At 49.9% G+C, this 15400-nt stretch carries 14 protein-coding genes; 8 read left to right on the top strand and 6 right to left on the bottom strand.

All coding sequences use genetic code 11. From position 1 onward, the window contains the following. Positions 1 to 303: 303 nt before the first annotated feature. From KNP91_RS13320 to KNP91_RS13310, 3 genes are all read left to right on the top strand, one after another. The gene (locus KNP91_RS13320) at positions 304 to 2070 is read left to right on the top strand and encodes a CDP-glycerol glycerophosphotransferase family protein (protein WP_251136057.1); all 1767 of its coding nucleotides are present in this window, start codon (positions 304 to 306) and stop codon (positions 2068 to 2070) included. Next, on the top strand, positions 2067 to 3125 hold the full coding sequence (locus KNP91_RS13315; RefSeq protein WP_214850491.1) for an acyltransferase family protein: 1059 nt from the start codon (positions 2067 to 2069) through the stop codon (positions 3123 to 3125). The genes KNP91_RS13320 and KNP91_RS13315 overlap by 4 nt, the downstream gene beginning before the upstream one ends. Before the next feature lie 204 nt (positions 3126 to 3329). After that, positions 3330 to 4526: an MFS transporter gene (locus KNP91_RS13310; protein ID WP_012369097.1), complete on the top strand. Its 1197-nt coding sequence runs from the start codon at positions 3330 to 3332 to the stop codon at positions 4524 to 4526. An 82-nt stretch (positions 4527 to 4608) separates the two neighbouring features. Here KNP91_RS13310 and KNP91_RS13305 read toward each other — a convergent pair whose 3' ends face one another. The 3 genes from KNP91_RS13305 to KNP91_RS13295 form a co-directional block, all read right to left on the bottom strand. Next, positions 4609 to 4941: a hypothetical protein gene (locus KNP91_RS13305; protein ID WP_214850489.1), complete on the bottom strand. Its 333-nt coding sequence runs from the start codon at positions 4939 to 4941 to the stop codon at positions 4609 to 4611. Between the two features lie 92 nt (positions 4942 to 5033). Next, positions 5034 to 5486 (bottom strand): DUF4385 domain-containing protein, encoded by a 453-nt coding sequence (locus KNP91_RS13300; protein WP_012369095.1) that lies wholly within the window; start codon positions 5484 to 5486, stop codon positions 5034 to 5036. Positions 5487 to 5531: 45 nt separating this feature from the next. Further along, positions 5532 to 6155: a TetR/AcrR family transcriptional regulator gene (locus KNP91_RS13295; RefSeq protein WP_214850487.1), complete on the bottom strand. Its 624-nt coding sequence runs from the start codon at positions 6153 to 6155 to the stop codon at positions 5532 to 5534. A gap of 111 nt (positions 6156 to 6266) precedes the next feature. On the opposite strand from KNP91_RS13295, the gene kynU reads away from it, so the two are divergent. Genes kynU through kynB form a run of 4 tightly spaced genes read left to right on the top strand, consistent with a single transcriptional unit; the run spans position 6267 to position 10433 of the window. Then, positions 6267 to 7544, top strand: a complete 1278-nt coding sequence (gene kynU / locus KNP91_RS13290; protein WP_214850485.1) for a kynureninase — start codon at positions 6267 to 6269, stop codon at positions 7542 to 7544. Between the two features lie 9 nt (positions 7545 to 7553). Next, positions 7554 to 8936 carry an amino acid permease gene (locus tag KNP91_RS13285; RefSeq protein WP_012369092.1) on the top strand — a complete coding sequence of 461 codons (1383 nt, stop codon included), beginning with the start codon at positions 7554 to 7556 and terminating at the stop codon, positions 8934 to 8936. A gap of 20 nt (positions 8937 to 8956) precedes the next feature. Then, positions 8957 to 9796 carry a tryptophan 2,3-dioxygenase gene (gene kynA / locus KNP91_RS13280; protein WP_012369091.1) on the top strand — a complete coding sequence of 280 codons (840 nt, stop codon included), beginning with the start codon at positions 8957 to 8959 and terminating at the stop codon, positions 9794 to 9796. A 13-nt stretch (positions 9797 to 9809) separates the two neighbouring features. After that, on the top strand, positions 9810 to 10433 hold the full coding sequence (gene kynB / locus KNP91_RS13275) for an arylformamidase (RefSeq protein WP_214850483.1): 624 nt from the start codon (positions 9810 to 9812) through the stop codon (positions 10431 to 10433). 43 nt (positions 10434 to 10476) lie between these two features. Here the strand turns inward: kynB and KNP91_RS13270 are convergent, their stop codons facing one another. From KNP91_RS13270 to cydD, 3 genes are all read right to left on the bottom strand, one after another. Further along, on the bottom strand, positions 10477 to 11130 hold the full coding sequence (locus KNP91_RS13270) for a cyclase (RefSeq protein WP_214850480.1): 654 nt from the start codon (positions 11128 to 11130) through the stop codon (positions 10477 to 10479). Between the two features lie 121 nt (positions 11131 to 11251). Next, a complete protein-coding gene (cydC, locus tag KNP91_RS13265; RefSeq protein WP_214850478.1) occupies positions 11252 to 12970 on the bottom strand; it encodes a thiol reductant ABC exporter subunit CydC in 1719 nt (572 codons plus the stop codon). Next, positions 12967 to 14697 carry a thiol reductant ABC exporter subunit CydD gene (cydD, locus tag KNP91_RS13260; RefSeq protein WP_214850474.1) on the bottom strand — a complete coding sequence of 577 codons (1731 nt, stop codon included), beginning with the start codon at positions 14695 to 14697 and terminating at the stop codon, positions 12967 to 12969. The genes cydC and cydD overlap by 4 nt, the downstream gene beginning before the upstream one ends. Positions 14698 to 14908: 211 nt before the next feature. Here cydD and KNP91_RS13255 point away from each other — a divergent pair, with 211 nt between their 5' ends. Further along, positions 14909 to 15391 (top strand): RrF2 family transcriptional regulator, encoded by a 483-nt coding sequence (locus tag KNP91_RS13255; protein WP_214850473.1) that lies wholly within the window; start codon positions 14909 to 14911, stop codon positions 15389 to 15391. Positions 15392 to 15400: the final 9 nt, after the last annotated feature.

The raw sequence follows: 15400 nt of genomic DNA, 5'->3' as shown, positions 1-15400 counted from the left end.
TATCGCAAAGGACCCATCCATAGACAATGGCGCTGTCATGGGTCACTCTGCTTCCCTCCCTTAATAAAAAAAGTTTTTTGTTTCCACTTACCAGCGATGTGGGTATGTTTAAAAAATATGATCTTTTTCTAATGACTCTATCCGCCAAAAGCAAAAAAAATAGACAAAGTTCTATTTTTTTTGCTTCGTCACGATATAATGATGGATGATTTCTAATATCACTATACTATGTTCATGATGATTTTAAAAATCTGTCATTGTTGTGTAAATGCATTGTAATCATTTAAGCGAGGAGAGATTGTTTTGACAGAAGAAACACAGATGCCGACGTTACAGGCACACGTTAACTATCTAGAACTGGCGGGAACCAAATTCCGCTTCGAGGCACGTCTTTTCGGATTAACTGATTTCCTTCAGGCCGAACAGCTACTTTTTGAGAATCCTGCCGCTCCTGAAGACACAGAAGAAACACAACCGGACGATGGATACGTCCAGTCCGAGGCACCAGCGGAACCGATTCCTTTAGAACGGGCCGTCATTTTCCGCAACAAACGGAACAAGCGGACATTCATTCTTCGTTTCCCGTTCGAAGGTGACTGGACAGAAGAAACATTCAGCGGTGAGCTTGATCTCAATCACCTGACTCCGACCGGACGCCCGCTCCCAATGGGTTACTTCGATGCTTTCTTCGCAATCGTCCAAGGAAAGTCCGTTTTACATGAAGCACCATTTGGAGACACACGTTCCTTGATTCCGGTCATTTATCGTGTTGACACAAAACATAGTAACGTCCTGCTCAAACTTGAATATGAACTGGTCGTCCAGTATTCAGAATACAGCAATACCTTAGGTTTCCATTCCCTTAAGCAGGGAGAGACGAAACGGTTTATCCGCTTGATTGAAAAATTCAATAAATCCAAGAAGAATTGGCGGAAGCGTGCGTTCAAATTCCGTCGTTTTACATTCAAGAGCATTTACAATGTCACGAAGTGGACACAACCGATTCAAGACAATAAAGTTGTTTTTGCTTCCGACTCGCGAAGTGACGTCAGCGGAAACTTCGCCTATATCTTAAACGAAATCGAGCGCCGGGATTTAAACCTGGACGTGAAGACGTTCTTCAAACCGAACTTACAGTCCCGCCGTGATTGGCGCGACAAATTTACATTGCCTTACCACCTCGCGACGGCGAAAACGATTTTGGTCGACGATTTTTATCCGATGATTTATCCGCTCAACATCCGAAAAGGAAGCGACCTGGTCCAGGTCTGGCATGCTGTCGGAGCTTTCAAGACATTCGGATACAGCCGTCTCGGCAAGCCGGGTGGTCCAAGTGCCAACTCGCTCAGCCACCGGAATTATACGAAAGCCATCGTCAGTTCGCATAACGTCGCCCGTCATTACGCGGAAGGGTTCGGCTTACGGGAAGATCAAGTCATCGCAACCGGGATTCCCCGGACCGACATGTTCTTTGATCAAACGTATATCGCCGAAGCCAAAGAACGGATTTATGAAGAATACCCTGTCTTCAAAACCAAAAAAGTCATCATGTTCGCCCCGACTTTCCGTGGGAACGGCGCCAAAAGTGCCCATTATGACTTCAGTCAACTTGATTTGGATGCTTTATACGAAGCGTTCCATGAAGATTATGTCTTCGTCTTGAAGATGCATCCGTTTGTCCGCCGCCGGATGGAGATTCCGGAAGTATATGCGGACTTCTTCCTCGATTTGACGGACCACCGGGAAATCAACGAATTGCTGTTCGTCTCTGATATTTTGATTACCGATTATTCTTCGACTTGTTTTGAATTTTCACTGCTCGACCGTCCGATGTTATTCTTCGCTTACGATTTGGAAGATTACATCTCAAAACGCGACTTCTACTATGACTTTGAAGAATTCGTCCCGGGACCGATCGTCCGTACGTCGGAAGAGTTGATTGAACGGATCAAAAACGAAGATTTCGAGATGCAGAACGTCAAAGCCTTTGCGGAATATTTCTTCGAACACCAGGACGGAAAATCGAGCCAGCGTTTCGTCGATCAAATCATTCTTGGAGAAGACAAATGAATCCAACACCAAAACCAATGACCTTTTCTTATGATCATTGGCTCGGGAACTACAAAGTATTATTGATTTTCATGGTCGTGTTCGGCCATCTGATTGAAACGTTCCGTAATCTTGAGCAAAATGATCCGGTGCAGATGGTCTACAACATCATTTATTTACTGCATATGCCGGCGTTCATCTTCATGAGCGGGTACTTTTTTAAGGAAGTCAGACCCAAACGAATCATTTCGTTTGTCGTCCTCTACTTCATCTGGCAGTCGATTCATGAAGTCTATCTCGCTTACGTCAATGAAAAGACGGTCGACGGCTTGATTGACGGGTTGCTTCATCCGCTTGTTCCGAGCTGGACGCTCTGGTATCTGCTCGGGATCATCATTTGGCAAATCGTGACGCCTGGATTCCTGGCCTTACGTTATCCGTTGTTAATCAGTATTGCGTTTGCCCTGCTGATCAATGCCAATCCGGGTTCCATCACGAACTTCCTTTCCTTACAGAAGGTCGTCAGTTTTTATCCGTTCTTTTTGATGGGCTATCTCATCAAAGAGCGGGGATGGCTCGCGGACGGGCAGATTCGTGACCGGCTGACGTCACCCCTCGGTCGTTTGACCGGATTGATCATTTCCGTTGCCATCGCTGTCGCTATGGCCGTTTGGACTAAAAATGGATTTGATACAGTCTGGTTGTTCTACCGGGATACGTACGGTGAATTCGATGTACCGGTTCTCAAAGGTGCCTTGATCCAGCTCTTTTTATATGCGGTCAGTACCGTGATGATCTTCTCTGTGCTGATGATGGTCCCGCATCGCTCCTTCGGCGAACGGTTTGATCAAATCGGAATTCAGACGTTGGCGATTTATCTATTACATTCGTTTATCGTCCGGCTGTTCCGTGATTTTTTTCCGCCGTGGATTGCCGAATCACCGGTGCTATTAATCGGTTCATCCTTCTTGCTTGCGATGTTCTTCGTGTGGATTTTATCCAGTCGTCCGATCGTTCGATTGTTCCGACCGTTGTTATCTCCAAACGTCAACTGGCTTTTCAAGAAAACACCGTAACCGTTCACTTAATAGTTGATACAAAGACCGACTCCAAAAAGAATCACTCGTTTTTTCACGCTCCATCCTGCAGGAGTGGCGTGAAGCGAGTGATTCTTTTTTTGTAACGGGCGGTAAAATTGACAGGATCTTTCTCTTGAAACTAAGATAGTAAAGGTAGATTAAATAAACGCTTACACCAGCGTGTAGAAAGAAGGGATCCCCTTGCAAGCGGATCAACGAAAAAAATTAACGGTTCTGATGATTAACATGTTCATTGCCGTCGGGAGCTTCGGGATCATCATTCCGATTCTGCCCGCTTACTTAGCTTCCATCGGTCAAGGTGGTACGGCAGCCGGTCTGATGATTGCGATTTTTGCCGGTGCCCAGCTCGTCATGTCACCGGTCGCCGGGAAATGGGCCGATCAATACGGTCGACGGAAGATGATCATTTACGGATTGATCGGATTGACGTTATCGATGTTCGTCTTTTATTTCTCGAACTCTGTTACGATTCTCTACATCTCCCGGGCGATCGGCGGTTTCGGTGCCGCGCTGTTGATCCCTGCGATTTTTGCCTACGTCGCAGATATCACGACGATGGATCAGCGTGCAAAAGGTAACAGCTTCGTCTCTGCTGCCATGTCACTCGGTATCGTCATCGGTCCCGGAATCGGCGGTTTCCTTGCCGAGTTTGATTTAAAATTACCGTTGCTCGTCTCGGCACTTGTCTCACTCCTTGCCGTCTTATTTAGCGTTTTACTGTTGCAGGAGAGTGATGTCCATGATGCGACGGCGATGGCACCGGATGAAGGCTCGATGTGGAAAAAGCTTGGAGCATCGTTCCATAAGCCGTATTTCGTTCCGCTCGTCATCACTCTTGTCATGAGTTTCGGCTTGATGGCATACGAGTCTGTCCTCGGTCTGTTCGTCGACAACCAGTTTGGTGCTTCACCAAAAGATATTGCCATTATGGTAACGTCGACCGGTATCATCAGTGTCATTGCCCAGATTTTTGTCGTTGATAAGTTATCACGCAGTCTCGGCGAAGGAAAAGTCCTGAATATCTTCCTGTTGATTGCGACACTCGGATTCTTGTTGTCTCTTTTGACGGCGAGCTACGGCGGATTCTTCGCTGTCACGCTGGTCATTTTCCTCGCGACTTCAATCTTACGTCCGGTCCTGAATACGATGATTTCAAAACTGGCCGGTAACGAGCAGGGATTCGCGATGGGGATGAACAATGCCTACATGAGCATCGGGAACGTCCTCGGTCCGACCCTGGCCGGTCTGTTATATGATGTCAACATTCTGTATCCGTTCATGCTCGGACTCGTTTTCCTTGCCGTGACATTGGTCGGATCCGTCATTTGGCAACGTCGTCAGTCCCGTTTAATTAAAAAGATTGAACAGACATCTTGATTCCGATGTCTAAACAAAAGCAGGAGGTCGCCCGATTAAATAATCGGATGGCCTCCTGCTTTCTTCATCTGGTAGAGAAATATCAGCCGTGCAACGTCGTCCGGTCCCACCAGAGCACTTGCAGGAAGCGGAGCGTTTTGACAAGCGTTTCGACGACCAACAGGACGAGTAAAAAAGCCGTCATCCGCAAATCCAGTACATGATTCAGAACCAGTCCAAATAAAAGGGTCGTCACAAAGACACGCCTAGTAAGCTCAAACGAAGACACTTCGAACGTCGCGACGATGCTGAGTCCGATACTGTATATCAGTAAACCGATCAAAATGCTGACAGGAACGGTTTCCACTGTATAGTCGACCAACAGATACATACTTATAATCAATCCGATCAACGCCGCCCAGTACGTATAACGCATATATTCTCCTCCCTTTTAATCCCATCATAGCAAATTTTGAATCCTTCATTTCCAGTGCCAAGAAACAGGCAAATGGAAAACTAAAAATCCGTTCATCCGTACTGTTTTTGATGAGCTTTCTTTAACTTCAAGTACTCTTCATCCGCCCGGATCAAATCCCATTTTTCCTGAAAAATTTCTGCTGATTTCGCTTTTTCCGGATCAATTTTCCGCTCGTTTAATTCACCCGTCTCTTTGTTTTTATACTTACGTCCGCCTTTATAATTCGTATACCGACGTGCCCGTGTATGTCCCATCTGGATGAACTTCCGCGCCATGTCCATTCCGACGAAGTCTCCGGCCTCTTTATAGTCGAGATACATCTGATAGATTTTTTCGGAAGATTCTTTGGCAATTTCCGGTGTCTTGAACCGCCAATGCGGCAAGATTTCCCCTTTATACGGTTCGACGAGCAACACACCCTGTTCACCCCGTCCGACCCGGTATTTTTCCGGTTCCTTCCGAAAATCGGTTGTCTTAAAATCAAGGTCATAATCAAATGCCATGTGCAACGCCCCCTTCTCCTACAGGTTTCCCGGGAACGAGCTTCTTTAACCGTGTTCGTACAGTCCGGTCGTATACACAGCGGTTAAGGTTTTGGCGATTTCTTCGATTGACGCGGTCGTCTCTTCGCGAACGACTTCGAACAGATACATTTCATTGGCAAAAAACCAGCCGCGGGCAACGAGTGCCGGATTTAAGTCCGGACGAGCCAATCCGGTTCTTTGCGCATAGCGGATATCGCAGCTGATCCGTTCAATAAACCGCTCACGAATCTGTTTCCACTTCGTCCGGATGACGTAAGAGATGCCAATCGCCTGCTCGACGACCCGTAACATCTCCCGCTCCTGCTCAGCCAGCTGTAAAAAGGCCATTGCCTGTTGCTCGATTTGTTTTTTCGCCTCTTCAGCCGTTCCCGGCTCAAACGGCTGTTCCGCCACTTGATGGAAACGATCCATCACGTCTTCCATCAAGACAATCAGCAGTTCATCTTTTCCTTCAAAATGGACATAGGCCGTTCCGTAGCCGACACCTGCCCGTTTGATGATTTGCGAAATCGTCGTCGTCTGAAAGTCATTTTCAAGAAAGACAGCCCGTGCTGCGACCAGCAACTTTTCCCGCGTCCGAACGGTCCGTAAATGCCGTTTGTCCATTTTAAATTCATCTGCTTTCATCGTGATCAACCACCTCTCCTGATTCTCTATCCGATAATATTGACACAGTGTCAATTTGTTTGCTACGCTTTTCTCAAAATTGATTACTGATTCATTTAAGGAGGAACGGACATGACATTGAACGCATCACGCAAGCATGCCATCGAACAGGATCAACAGGATATACTCGCTCCGTACCGGAACGAATTTTATCTGCAGGAAGGTTCGATTTATATGGACGGCAATTCGCTTGGTCTGTTGTCGAAACGGGCGGAAGCGACGTTACTCGAATCGCTCGCCGATTGGCGGGAACTCGGGATTGACGGGTGGATGAAAGGCCGGCACCCATGGTTCGACCTGTCGGAAAAACTGGCTGCCTTGAACGCACCGCTTGTCGGTGGAAGTGCGGATGAAGTCATGGTGACCGGTTCGACGACGGTCAATCTGCATCAACTCGTCGCAACCTTCTTTGCACCAAGCGGAACACGGACAAAGATTTTAGCAGACAGTTTAACGTTCCCGTCTGATATTTATGCGCTGCAAAGCCAACTCCGGTTGCGCGGACTTGATCCGGCAGAACATCTCGTTCAGGTCGAAAGCCGCGACGGACGGTTTCTCGATGAAGCCGATATCATCGACGCGATGACGGATGACATTGCCTTGATCGTTCTGCCGACGGTGCTTTACCGGAGCGGACAAGTTTTAGATATGGAACGGCTGACCCGGGAAGCGCATGCCCGCGGTATCCTGATCGGCTTTGACGGGTGTCATTCCGTCGGCGCGATTCCCCATGCGTTTCACGACTGGGGCGTCGACTTTGCTTACTGGTGCAACTACAAACACTTAAACGGCGGTCCCGGAACGGTCGGCGGTCTGTTCGTCAATGAACGGCATTTCGGAACATTGCCGGGTCTGACCGGTTGGTTCGGTTCCCGTAAAGACAAGCAGTTTGACATGAATCATACGATGACACCGGCTGAAAACGCTGCGGCCTTCCAAATCGGAACACCCCACGTCTTAAGCCTCGCGCCGCAAATCGGGGCACTCGAACTGTTTGCGGAAGTCGGCATCGATGCCGTCCGGACAAAATCACTGGCACTGACCGACTACATGATGACGCTTGTCGATCAGGAACTGACAGCATACGGTTTCGTCATCGGCAATCCGCGTGACGCGAAACGACGCGGTGCCCACCTGAGTCTTGAACATCCGGAAGCGGCGCGGATCTGTAAAGCGCTGAAAGCCCATCACGTCATTCCTGATTTCCGGGCACCAAATATTGTCCGCCTGGCACCCGTTGCCTTGTATAATAGTTTTGAAGACGTTTATGAAGTCGTTTCGATTTTGAAAACGATCATGGATGAAAAACAGTACGAACAATTCAAGAACGAACGCGAAGTCGTCGCGTAAGGAGGCATTATGAAAGAACATCCTACTGAATTACGGCGTGATTTAAAAACACGCCAACTGACGATGATTGCGATGGGCTGTGCGATCGGAACGGGACTTTTCCTCGGAAGCGGTCTCGCCATCAGTCTGGCCGGACCAAGTGTTCTTGTCAGTTACGCCATCGGAGCATTTATCGTCCTGCTGTTGATGGGATGTCTCGCGGAAATGACCGTTGCCCATCCGACGTCCGGCTCATTCGGAACGATTGCGGAGAAGTACATCGGTCCTTATGCCGGCTTCCTCGTGCGTTATTCCTACTGGGTCGCGAATGTCCTCGCGATCGGCGTCGAAGTCAGCGCCATCGCCATCTACATGAAATACTGGTTCCCGGATGTGCCCGGGTACATCTGGATTTTCGTTTTCGCAGCGGCGTTGATTTATATCAATGCCACGACCGTCAATACGTTTGCGACATTCGAATACTGGTTCTCCGTCATTAAAATCAGTGCCATCCTGATGTTCATGATTCTCGGCGCGTACTTAGTCTTCGGCAGCAGCTCACCGGAGATTGGTCCGCAAAACTTTACGAATGACGGCGGCTTCATGCCGTTCGGATTCTCCGGTCTCTGGATTGCCGTCTTCATCTCGCTGTTCAGTTTCCTCGGGACCGAATTGATTGCCGTGACAGCCGGTGAAGCAAAAGATCCGGATGTCGCAGTGCCGAAAGCACTGAAGGCCACCGTCTTCCGTCTGTCGACGTTTTATGTCATCACGATTGCCTTGATGCTGATGATCGTTCCGTGGCAACAGGCCGGTGGTGTCGATGAAAGTCCTTTCGTGAAAGTCATGGAGATGTTGTCGATTCCCGGTGCAGCCGGCATTATGAACTTCATCGTCCTGACAGCCGCCTTATCGGCGATGAACAGTCAGCTCTATGCTTCGACGCGGATGATGTATTCGCTATCGAAAGCCACCTATGCCCCGCGGATGTTCAGCCGCCTGAATGCGAAAGGCGTACCGCTGTTTGCCCTGGCTGTTTCGACGCTTGGGATTTTCCTCGCTGCCGTCATCAGCAGCCAATCGAGTGTCTCTTATCCATTTATGATGGGGATTTCGATGTTCGGTGCCATCTTCACCTGGTTCATGATTTTCATCTCCCATCTCTACTTCCGCAAAGCCTGGGAACGGGACGGCGGACGAAAACTGCCGGTCCGGATGATGGGATATCCGTATTTGACCGCACTTGGTGCGCTCTTGTTGTTTGCGCTTGTCATCACGACCTGGTTTACCGATTTCCAAATTGTCTTGAAGTTCGGTATCCCGTGGTTGATTTTCCTGACAATCGCCTATGTTTTTTGGAAACGAAATCATCCGCCGCAAGCGGATCAGACAAACCGTTCACAATCACTTTGACGTAAAGGGGATCGATCGGCATGAAACAGACGGATGCGACGAACATTGAGGAGTCGATTCAAACCGACTTTAAAAAAGACATGTCTTACGGGGATTATTTACAGCTGGACTCGCTTTTGACGAGCCAACAACGGTTATCGGATCACCATGACGAGATGTTGTTTATCGTCATTCATCAAACAAGTGAACTCTGGATGAAACTGATTTTGCATGAGATGACGGCTGCCATTCAGGCAATCGCCGATGATCAACTCGAACGGTCGTTTAAGATGCTCGCCCGTGTCTCAAAAATTCAACAACAGCTGATCCAGTCGTGGAGCGTCCTCTCGACACTGACACCGGCCGAATATCTCGAATTCCGGGACTCACTCGGACATTCCTCCGGGTTCCAGTCTTATCAGAACCGGCAAATCGAATTTTCGCTTGGCTTTAAAAATGCTCAGATGTTACGGGTCTATGAACATGAAACGGCGCTGTTTGCTCAATTGAACGATGACTTACAGACACCGAGCATCTATGATGAGACCGTCCGGGCGATGCACCGGCGCGGCTTACCGATTGACGAGGCGGTTCTCAACCGGGATGTCACGCAAGACTGGGAAGCCGACGCGAGTGTTGAAGCGGCCTGGGCCATCGTCTATCAAGACGTCGAACAGTACTGGGATTTATATGAACTTGGTGAAAAGTTACTCGATATCGGCAGTCAGCAACAAATGTGGCGCTTTAACCACATGAGCACCGTCGAACGGATCATCGGTCAAAAACCGGGCACAGGCGGTTCATCCGGTGTCAGTTACCTGCGCCGGGTGCTCGACCACCGGTTCTTCCCGGAACTCTGGTCGGTCCGGACAAAACTTTGAGGAGGAATGTGAAATGAACCGTTGGATTGATGTCTCACAACCGTTAACCTCGTCGATTACGACATGGCCCGGCGATACGAAATTTGACTATACGATCAACTGGAGTAAAGCCGATACCGGCTCCGTCAATGTCGGGCAGGTCACGATGAGCCTGCATACCGGTACCCATATTGATGCACCGTTCCACTTTGACGATGCCGGTCAAAAAGTCATCGATTTGGATCCGGATCTTTATATCGGTCATGCCCGTGTCATTTACTTGCCCGGCCGGACCGAACTCGTCGCACGTGATCTGGAGGCGTTTGATTTAACCGATGTCCGCCGGTTGATCATTAAAACGGACGGATGGGTCGACAAGTCCGTCTTTCCGGAAACCATCCCGGTACTGACACCAAGCCTTGCCGAACGGCTCGGCGAACTCGGTATTGAATTGATCGGACTTGATTTACCGTCCGTTGATGCAATCGACAGTAAAGAGATGGCGGCGCATCACGCGCTCGCCGCCCATGGCGTTCACATACTCGAAGGGTTGGTCCTCGATACGATCACGCCGGGTGATTATCATCTCAATGCCGTTCCGCTTCCGCTTGTCGACGGTGACGGCAGTCCCGTTCGTGCATTGATGCGACCGTATTAAAAAAAACCGACAGAACGCTCTTCCGAGAATGTTCTGTCGGTTTTCAGTTTTCCTTGACCGTTACGGGGAACAATACGTCTTCAATGCGTTGCATGATCTGTCCGAGTACTTGCAGGGACGGCTTGACATCAAAATCGATATCGAGTGAATGGTTGGCTCCTGTTACGAGTTCCAGTACAAGATTCGAGTTACCGAACCGTTCCAACGCTTCCGGACTGTACTGGCGGTCCTGATCACCGATGACGAGTAATCCGTGATGCCGGCTGTTCGCAATCTTTTCGACGATAGCCGGATCTTTTAAGAGTGGCGTCAGGAGGACGACACGCGCTTCCGGAAACATCCCACGGTACATCATTGAAACCAGCGGCACCGTCCCAAGCGATTTGGCAATGAAGTGAATCGTCTGATACGACCGCGCCCGTAACACGTCCCCGATGACCGCTTCGATCCGCCGGCTCATCTCGGCGTCCCCTTGCTCGTCCGGCATACTAAATAAATCATCTGAGACATATTGAATTTCAATGACGTTCACTTTTCGCTTCAACAACATCATCCGGCTGAAGTAAAAATACGGATGATCATAGGCGTAACCGGCTCCGGACAACATAAAACAGATTTCGTCTGAATCGGAGTAGTAATGATTATAGGCAATCGTTTGATCTTCCAGTTGCGTCTCGCAACGGCGAATTCCCATCATGGCTCACCTCTTATTTTTTCCTTACTTTACCATTCCTGCAATCAACCGTCCATTTGAATTCTGTTCAATCAAAACAGCCACATCCTTCGCCGACAGAGCGTTGGATGTGGCTGTTTTCAATTCAGCGGACCAGTTGATCCGGTGTAAAGACGGATTGTTCGACCTGTTTCAAGGCATAAAAGGCACCTTGCTTGGTCATTAAGTCCGCGTATGTCCCGACTTCGACGACCTGCCCCTGCTCCATGACAACGATTTGATCCATCGTCTCAAGTCCCGCCAACCGGTGGCTGACCAGCAACAGCGTTGCGTCCACCGCGCGGGAAAACAGATGGCGTAAAATCATCTGTTCCGTCAACGCATCGACCGATGAGGTCGGCTCATCGAGCAGATAAAGCGGTGTCTGACGTAAGAATATCCGGGCAATCGCCAGCCGTTGCTTTTCACCACCGGACAGGTTCTCCCCTTTTTCGAGCACCCGGTCGTCGAGTTCAAGTAACGAAAGACCGACGTGTTCCAGTGCTTCGATCATTTGTTCATCCGTTGCTTTGCTGCTGGCGAGCTTCAGATTGTCACGAATCGTCCCGTAAAAGAAATGGTTTTGTTGCAGGACGACGTTCGACTGTTGCCATAACGCTTCCGGATTAATTTCTTTACCTGGAGTTCCTTCAATCCGGATTCCGTCTGCCGGATACATCCGCAACAACAGTTGCAACAGCGTCGATTTTCCGGAACCGCTCGCTCCGACAATCGCCGTTTTACTGCCGGCAGGGAACGTCACGCTGACATCGCGTAAGACGGGACGGTCCTGTCCGGGAAACGTAAAGCTGACATGTTCCGCACGGAGTTCCGGAGCCTGCGTCAACGCAAACGGACGATAGTCCGGTTCCACCGTCGCTTCGACGACATCATCCAGCCGGCGTGCCGCATGACGGCTGTCTTCGAAGAAGCCAGGTAAAATCGCCATCGGAGCGGCATTTTCAAACACCGTCAACGAAGTCATGACCAACAAGGCGAGGAAAACGCCGTCGAGTTGTCCGTCAGCGACCAGATATGCCCCGAGTCCGAGGACAATCCAGGAAATGATCAACGTCGCCAGTGTATTCAAGGCAAGGTTCGAGACCGCATGCAGTCCGTTCCGTTTTTCTTCCGCCACGTAGCGTGCGGCGACGGCATTCAGTTCCGCTTCCTTATTGCCGAGTTGTTGATAGATCTTTAAGTCGCGATACCCTTGGAACAGTTCTGTCACTTCCGTCGACAGTTCCCCGCGTCGGGCCCGGACGGACCGGGCAAACCGTTGTTCCCGGTAGGCAAACCAGCCGGGAATGACGAATCCCGTTAAGATCAGACCAAACACAAGGACAAGCGCGACACTGAGTGAAAAGAAACTGACAAAAAAGATTGTACATAGGAAAACGAGCACCAGGATAATCGGCGGATAGACGACGCGTAAAAACGTATTTTGCAGACTTTCGACGTCCCCGACGATCCGGGCCAATAGGTCTCCACTCCGATACTTGGCAAAGATACCCGGTGCGAGCGGTTCAAGCCGTTTATAAAACGTCGTCCGCAAGTCACTGAGGATCGTAAACGTCGCCCGGTGTGAGTAATACCGTTCGGCGTACCGGCTGACAGCCCGTGTCAGACTGGAGATTTTCTGTAGGGCAATCAGGACGGCAAGTGTCTGAATCGGCGGCAGCAAGGCCGCTTTTGAAATCAGGAAGCCGCTCGCGGCAAACAGTCCGACCGCCGTGATGCCGGCCAATACACCAAAGATAATCGAGAGCACGATGTCCCGTTTCTGGTGCAGCATCAAACGAAAAATTCCCATCAACTCTTTCATCGTGTCTCCTCCCCTCGTTGAACGGCGCGCATCATCGCATATTCCGATTCACGTCCGAGTAATTCTTCATGTGTTCCGCGGTCGACGATCCTTCCGGCTTCCAGCACGACGATTTGATTTGATTGTTCAATCGTATGCAGACGGTGGGCGACCGTGATGACGGTCGCTTCACGTCCGAGAACAGTCATTGCTTCCTGCAACACCCGTTCCGTCTTCACGTCAAGACCGGTCGTCGGTTCATCAAACAAGATGACGTTCGGCCGTTTCAGGAAGGCACGTGCCAGCGCCACGCGCTGCTTTTCCCCACCGGATAAGCCGCGTCCGCCTTCTCCGATGACCGTGTCGAGTCCGTTCGGCAACTGTGCGATCAATTCGGTCAGACCGGCGTCAGATGCCGCCTGTTCAATCGCAGCGCGCGACGCTTCGCGCAATTCACCAATGGCAATATTATCCGCCAGCGTCCCGGCATAAAGATACGGATGTTGCGAGATGTAGCTGAGCTGGCTGAACCAACTTGTTTCCGTAACCGTCTGACGGTTTTGACCGTCAAGCAACAGCTGTCCGTCCTGCGGATCGGCAAGACCCGCCAGCAATTGGAGGACCGTCGATTTTCCGGCACCGCTGCGCCCGATCAAGGCCACCTTTTGATACGGTTCAATCGTCAAATTCAACTGTTCCATCGCAAAGCGGGCATCCCGGTACGAAAAAGCGACGTCTTTCAGCTCAATCCGCGGCGGACGGGCCGCCGGCAGATCCGTTCGTCCGAAAGCGACATTCCGGTCATCGTCCGTCAGTTCGGCCGCAATCTGTTTTGCGGCGGCGACACTGCCCCGACCGGTATGGAAAGCGGCTCCCATCTCTTTTAACGCCAGATAGTATTCCGGTGCCAGGACCAACATCAAGAAGGCCGGTACAAAGGTGATGCTTTGGAATAAAATCAACCGGAGACTGACTTCCAGGGCAATCATCCCCATACTGAGCATCGAAATAAACTCAAGCATCAACGACGACAGGAAGGCCAGTTTTAAAACGGTCAAGGTCGCGTCCCGAAAATCGAGACTGCTTCGTTCGATCACGTCCTGTTGCGCCTTCGCCCGACCGAATAACTTCAGCGTCGTCAGTCCCTGTAATGTGTCAAGGAATGTACCGGAAAAGGCATTCATCTTCTCAAGCTGCGTATCGGCCCGCTTTTGCGTCATGATTCCGATGACGATGTAAAACAGAGGAATGAACGGCGCCGTAATCATCATGACGAGTCCTGTCACCCAGTCGTAGCTGAAGGCGGCAATCAAGACCATCAACGGAACGATCGACGTCTGAATGACTTTCGGCAGGTACTGGCTGTAATAGCTGTCCATCTCATCAACGGAATCGAGCAGAATGCTGACCTTTTGACCCGATTGTCCTTCAAGCATCGATTCGACAGAGTTTCGTGTATATTTCGCGACAAGCGCCTGGCGCAAGTCCTGTTTAACCCGTGCCGCAAGACTCGTTCCGAGGCGGCCGTTCCAGTAGGTGACGCCGACGCGTAGCATCAGCATTAACAACAGAAAACCGAGCAACGGCATGACGGCCGCGAACGGATCACCCTGCAGGAAAATCCGGTCGACGATGATGACGATCAGATAAGATTGACCGATGACGGCGACGCCCATCAGGACGGCGGCCAACATCAGTTGTATAAAAATCGTACGTGGAATCGTGATGATTCCTTTGAGTGGATTCATAAGAAAACGTCCTTTCACTAAGTGTGAACGACTTTTAGTGAATATTTTCACATATCGTACATTCAGTATACCGAATCCATTCTGTTGATGCCACGGGTATGCAGTCGAAAAGGTGTGACGGTTTTGTGAGGAACCTTTTGTTGGACAATTCATTTATTCGGATGTATTGTAGACAATAGTTATCCACGATATACAGAAAGGAGAATGTTTCATGCAAATGAAGACAGGTGTCGAACAATCGGTGTACGCGATGCTCTTATTGACGTTTTTACCGGAGAAAGGTGTTCTACCGGGAGAATTCATCAGTCAGCAGCTCGGGGCTTCGCCGTCCTACTTCCAAAAGTTGCTCCGAAAACTTGTGAGTGCCGATCTGCTGATTTCTGTTCCCGGTGCCAAAGGCGGCTTCCGGCTCAAAGCGTCACCGGAAACGATTCGCGTGTTTGATATCTATGAAGCAATCGAAGGCAAACAGTCGTTATATGCCTCAAGCGGCGTCTTTGAAGACTTGATGGGCATTCAAAATCAGAATATCTGTCTGTTGTCCGATCTGATGACAGAGGCGGAACAATCCTGGCAGTCGACGCTTAAACGCGAGACGATTGACTCGATCCGCCGGGAAATTTATTTGAACTGTCCGCCCGACCACCTGACAAAACTGCAAAGCTTAATCGAAGAAAAAATGATTCGCAACTAAAAGGAGAAT

This window comes from Exiguobacterium sp. s138 (genome assembly GCF_018618775.1).
In the GTDB taxonomy this organism is placed as follows: domain Bacteria; phylum Bacillota; class Bacilli; order Exiguobacteriales; family Exiguobacteriaceae; genus Exiguobacterium_A; species Exiguobacterium_A artemiae.
This window is presented reverse-complemented; position numbering and strand designations above follow the sequence as displayed.

Coding starts and splice junctions, on each gene's coding strand:
- KNP91_RS13270 (WP_214850480.1), bottom strand. CDS start 11,130: ATGATGGGAATTCGCCGTTGCGAGACGCAACTGGAAGATCAAACGATT.
- KNP91_RS13300 (WP_012369095.1), bottom strand. CDS start 5,486: ATGGCATTTGATTATGACCTTGATTTTAAGACAACCGATTTTCGGAAG.
- KNP91_RS13295 (WP_214850487.1), bottom strand. CDS start 6,155: ATGAAAGCAGATGAATTTAAAATGGACAAACGGCATTTACGGACCGTT.
- cydC (WP_214850478.1), bottom strand. CDS start 12,970: ATGAAAGAGTTGATGGGAATTTTTCGTTTGATGCTGCACCAGAAACGG.
- KNP91_RS13285 (WP_012369092.1), top strand. CDS start 7,554: ATGAAAGAACATCCTACTGAATTACGGCGTGATTTAAAAACACGCCAA.
- kynA (WP_012369091.1), top strand. CDS start 8,957: ATGAAACAGACGGATGCGACGAACATTGAGGAGTCGATTCAAACCGAC.
- kynU (WP_214850485.1), top strand. CDS start 6,267: ATGACATTGAACGCATCACGCAAGCATGCCATCGAACAGGATCAACAG.
- cydD (WP_214850474.1), bottom strand. CDS start 14,697: ATGAATCCACTCAAAGGAATCATCACGATTCCACGTACGATTTTTATA.
- KNP91_RS13305 (WP_214850489.1), bottom strand. CDS start 4,941: ATGCGTTATACGTACTGGGCGGCGTTGATCGGATTGATTATAAGTATG.
- KNP91_RS13315 (WP_214850491.1), top strand. CDS start 2,067: ATGAATCCAACACCAAAACCAATGACCTTTTCTTATGATCATTGGCTC.
- kynB (WP_214850483.1), top strand. CDS start 9,810: ATGAACCGTTGGATTGATGTCTCACAACCGTTAACCTCGTCGATTACG.
- KNP91_RS13255 (WP_214850473.1), top strand. CDS start 14,909: ATGCAAATGAAGACAGGTGTCGAACAATCGGTGTACGCGATGCTCTTA.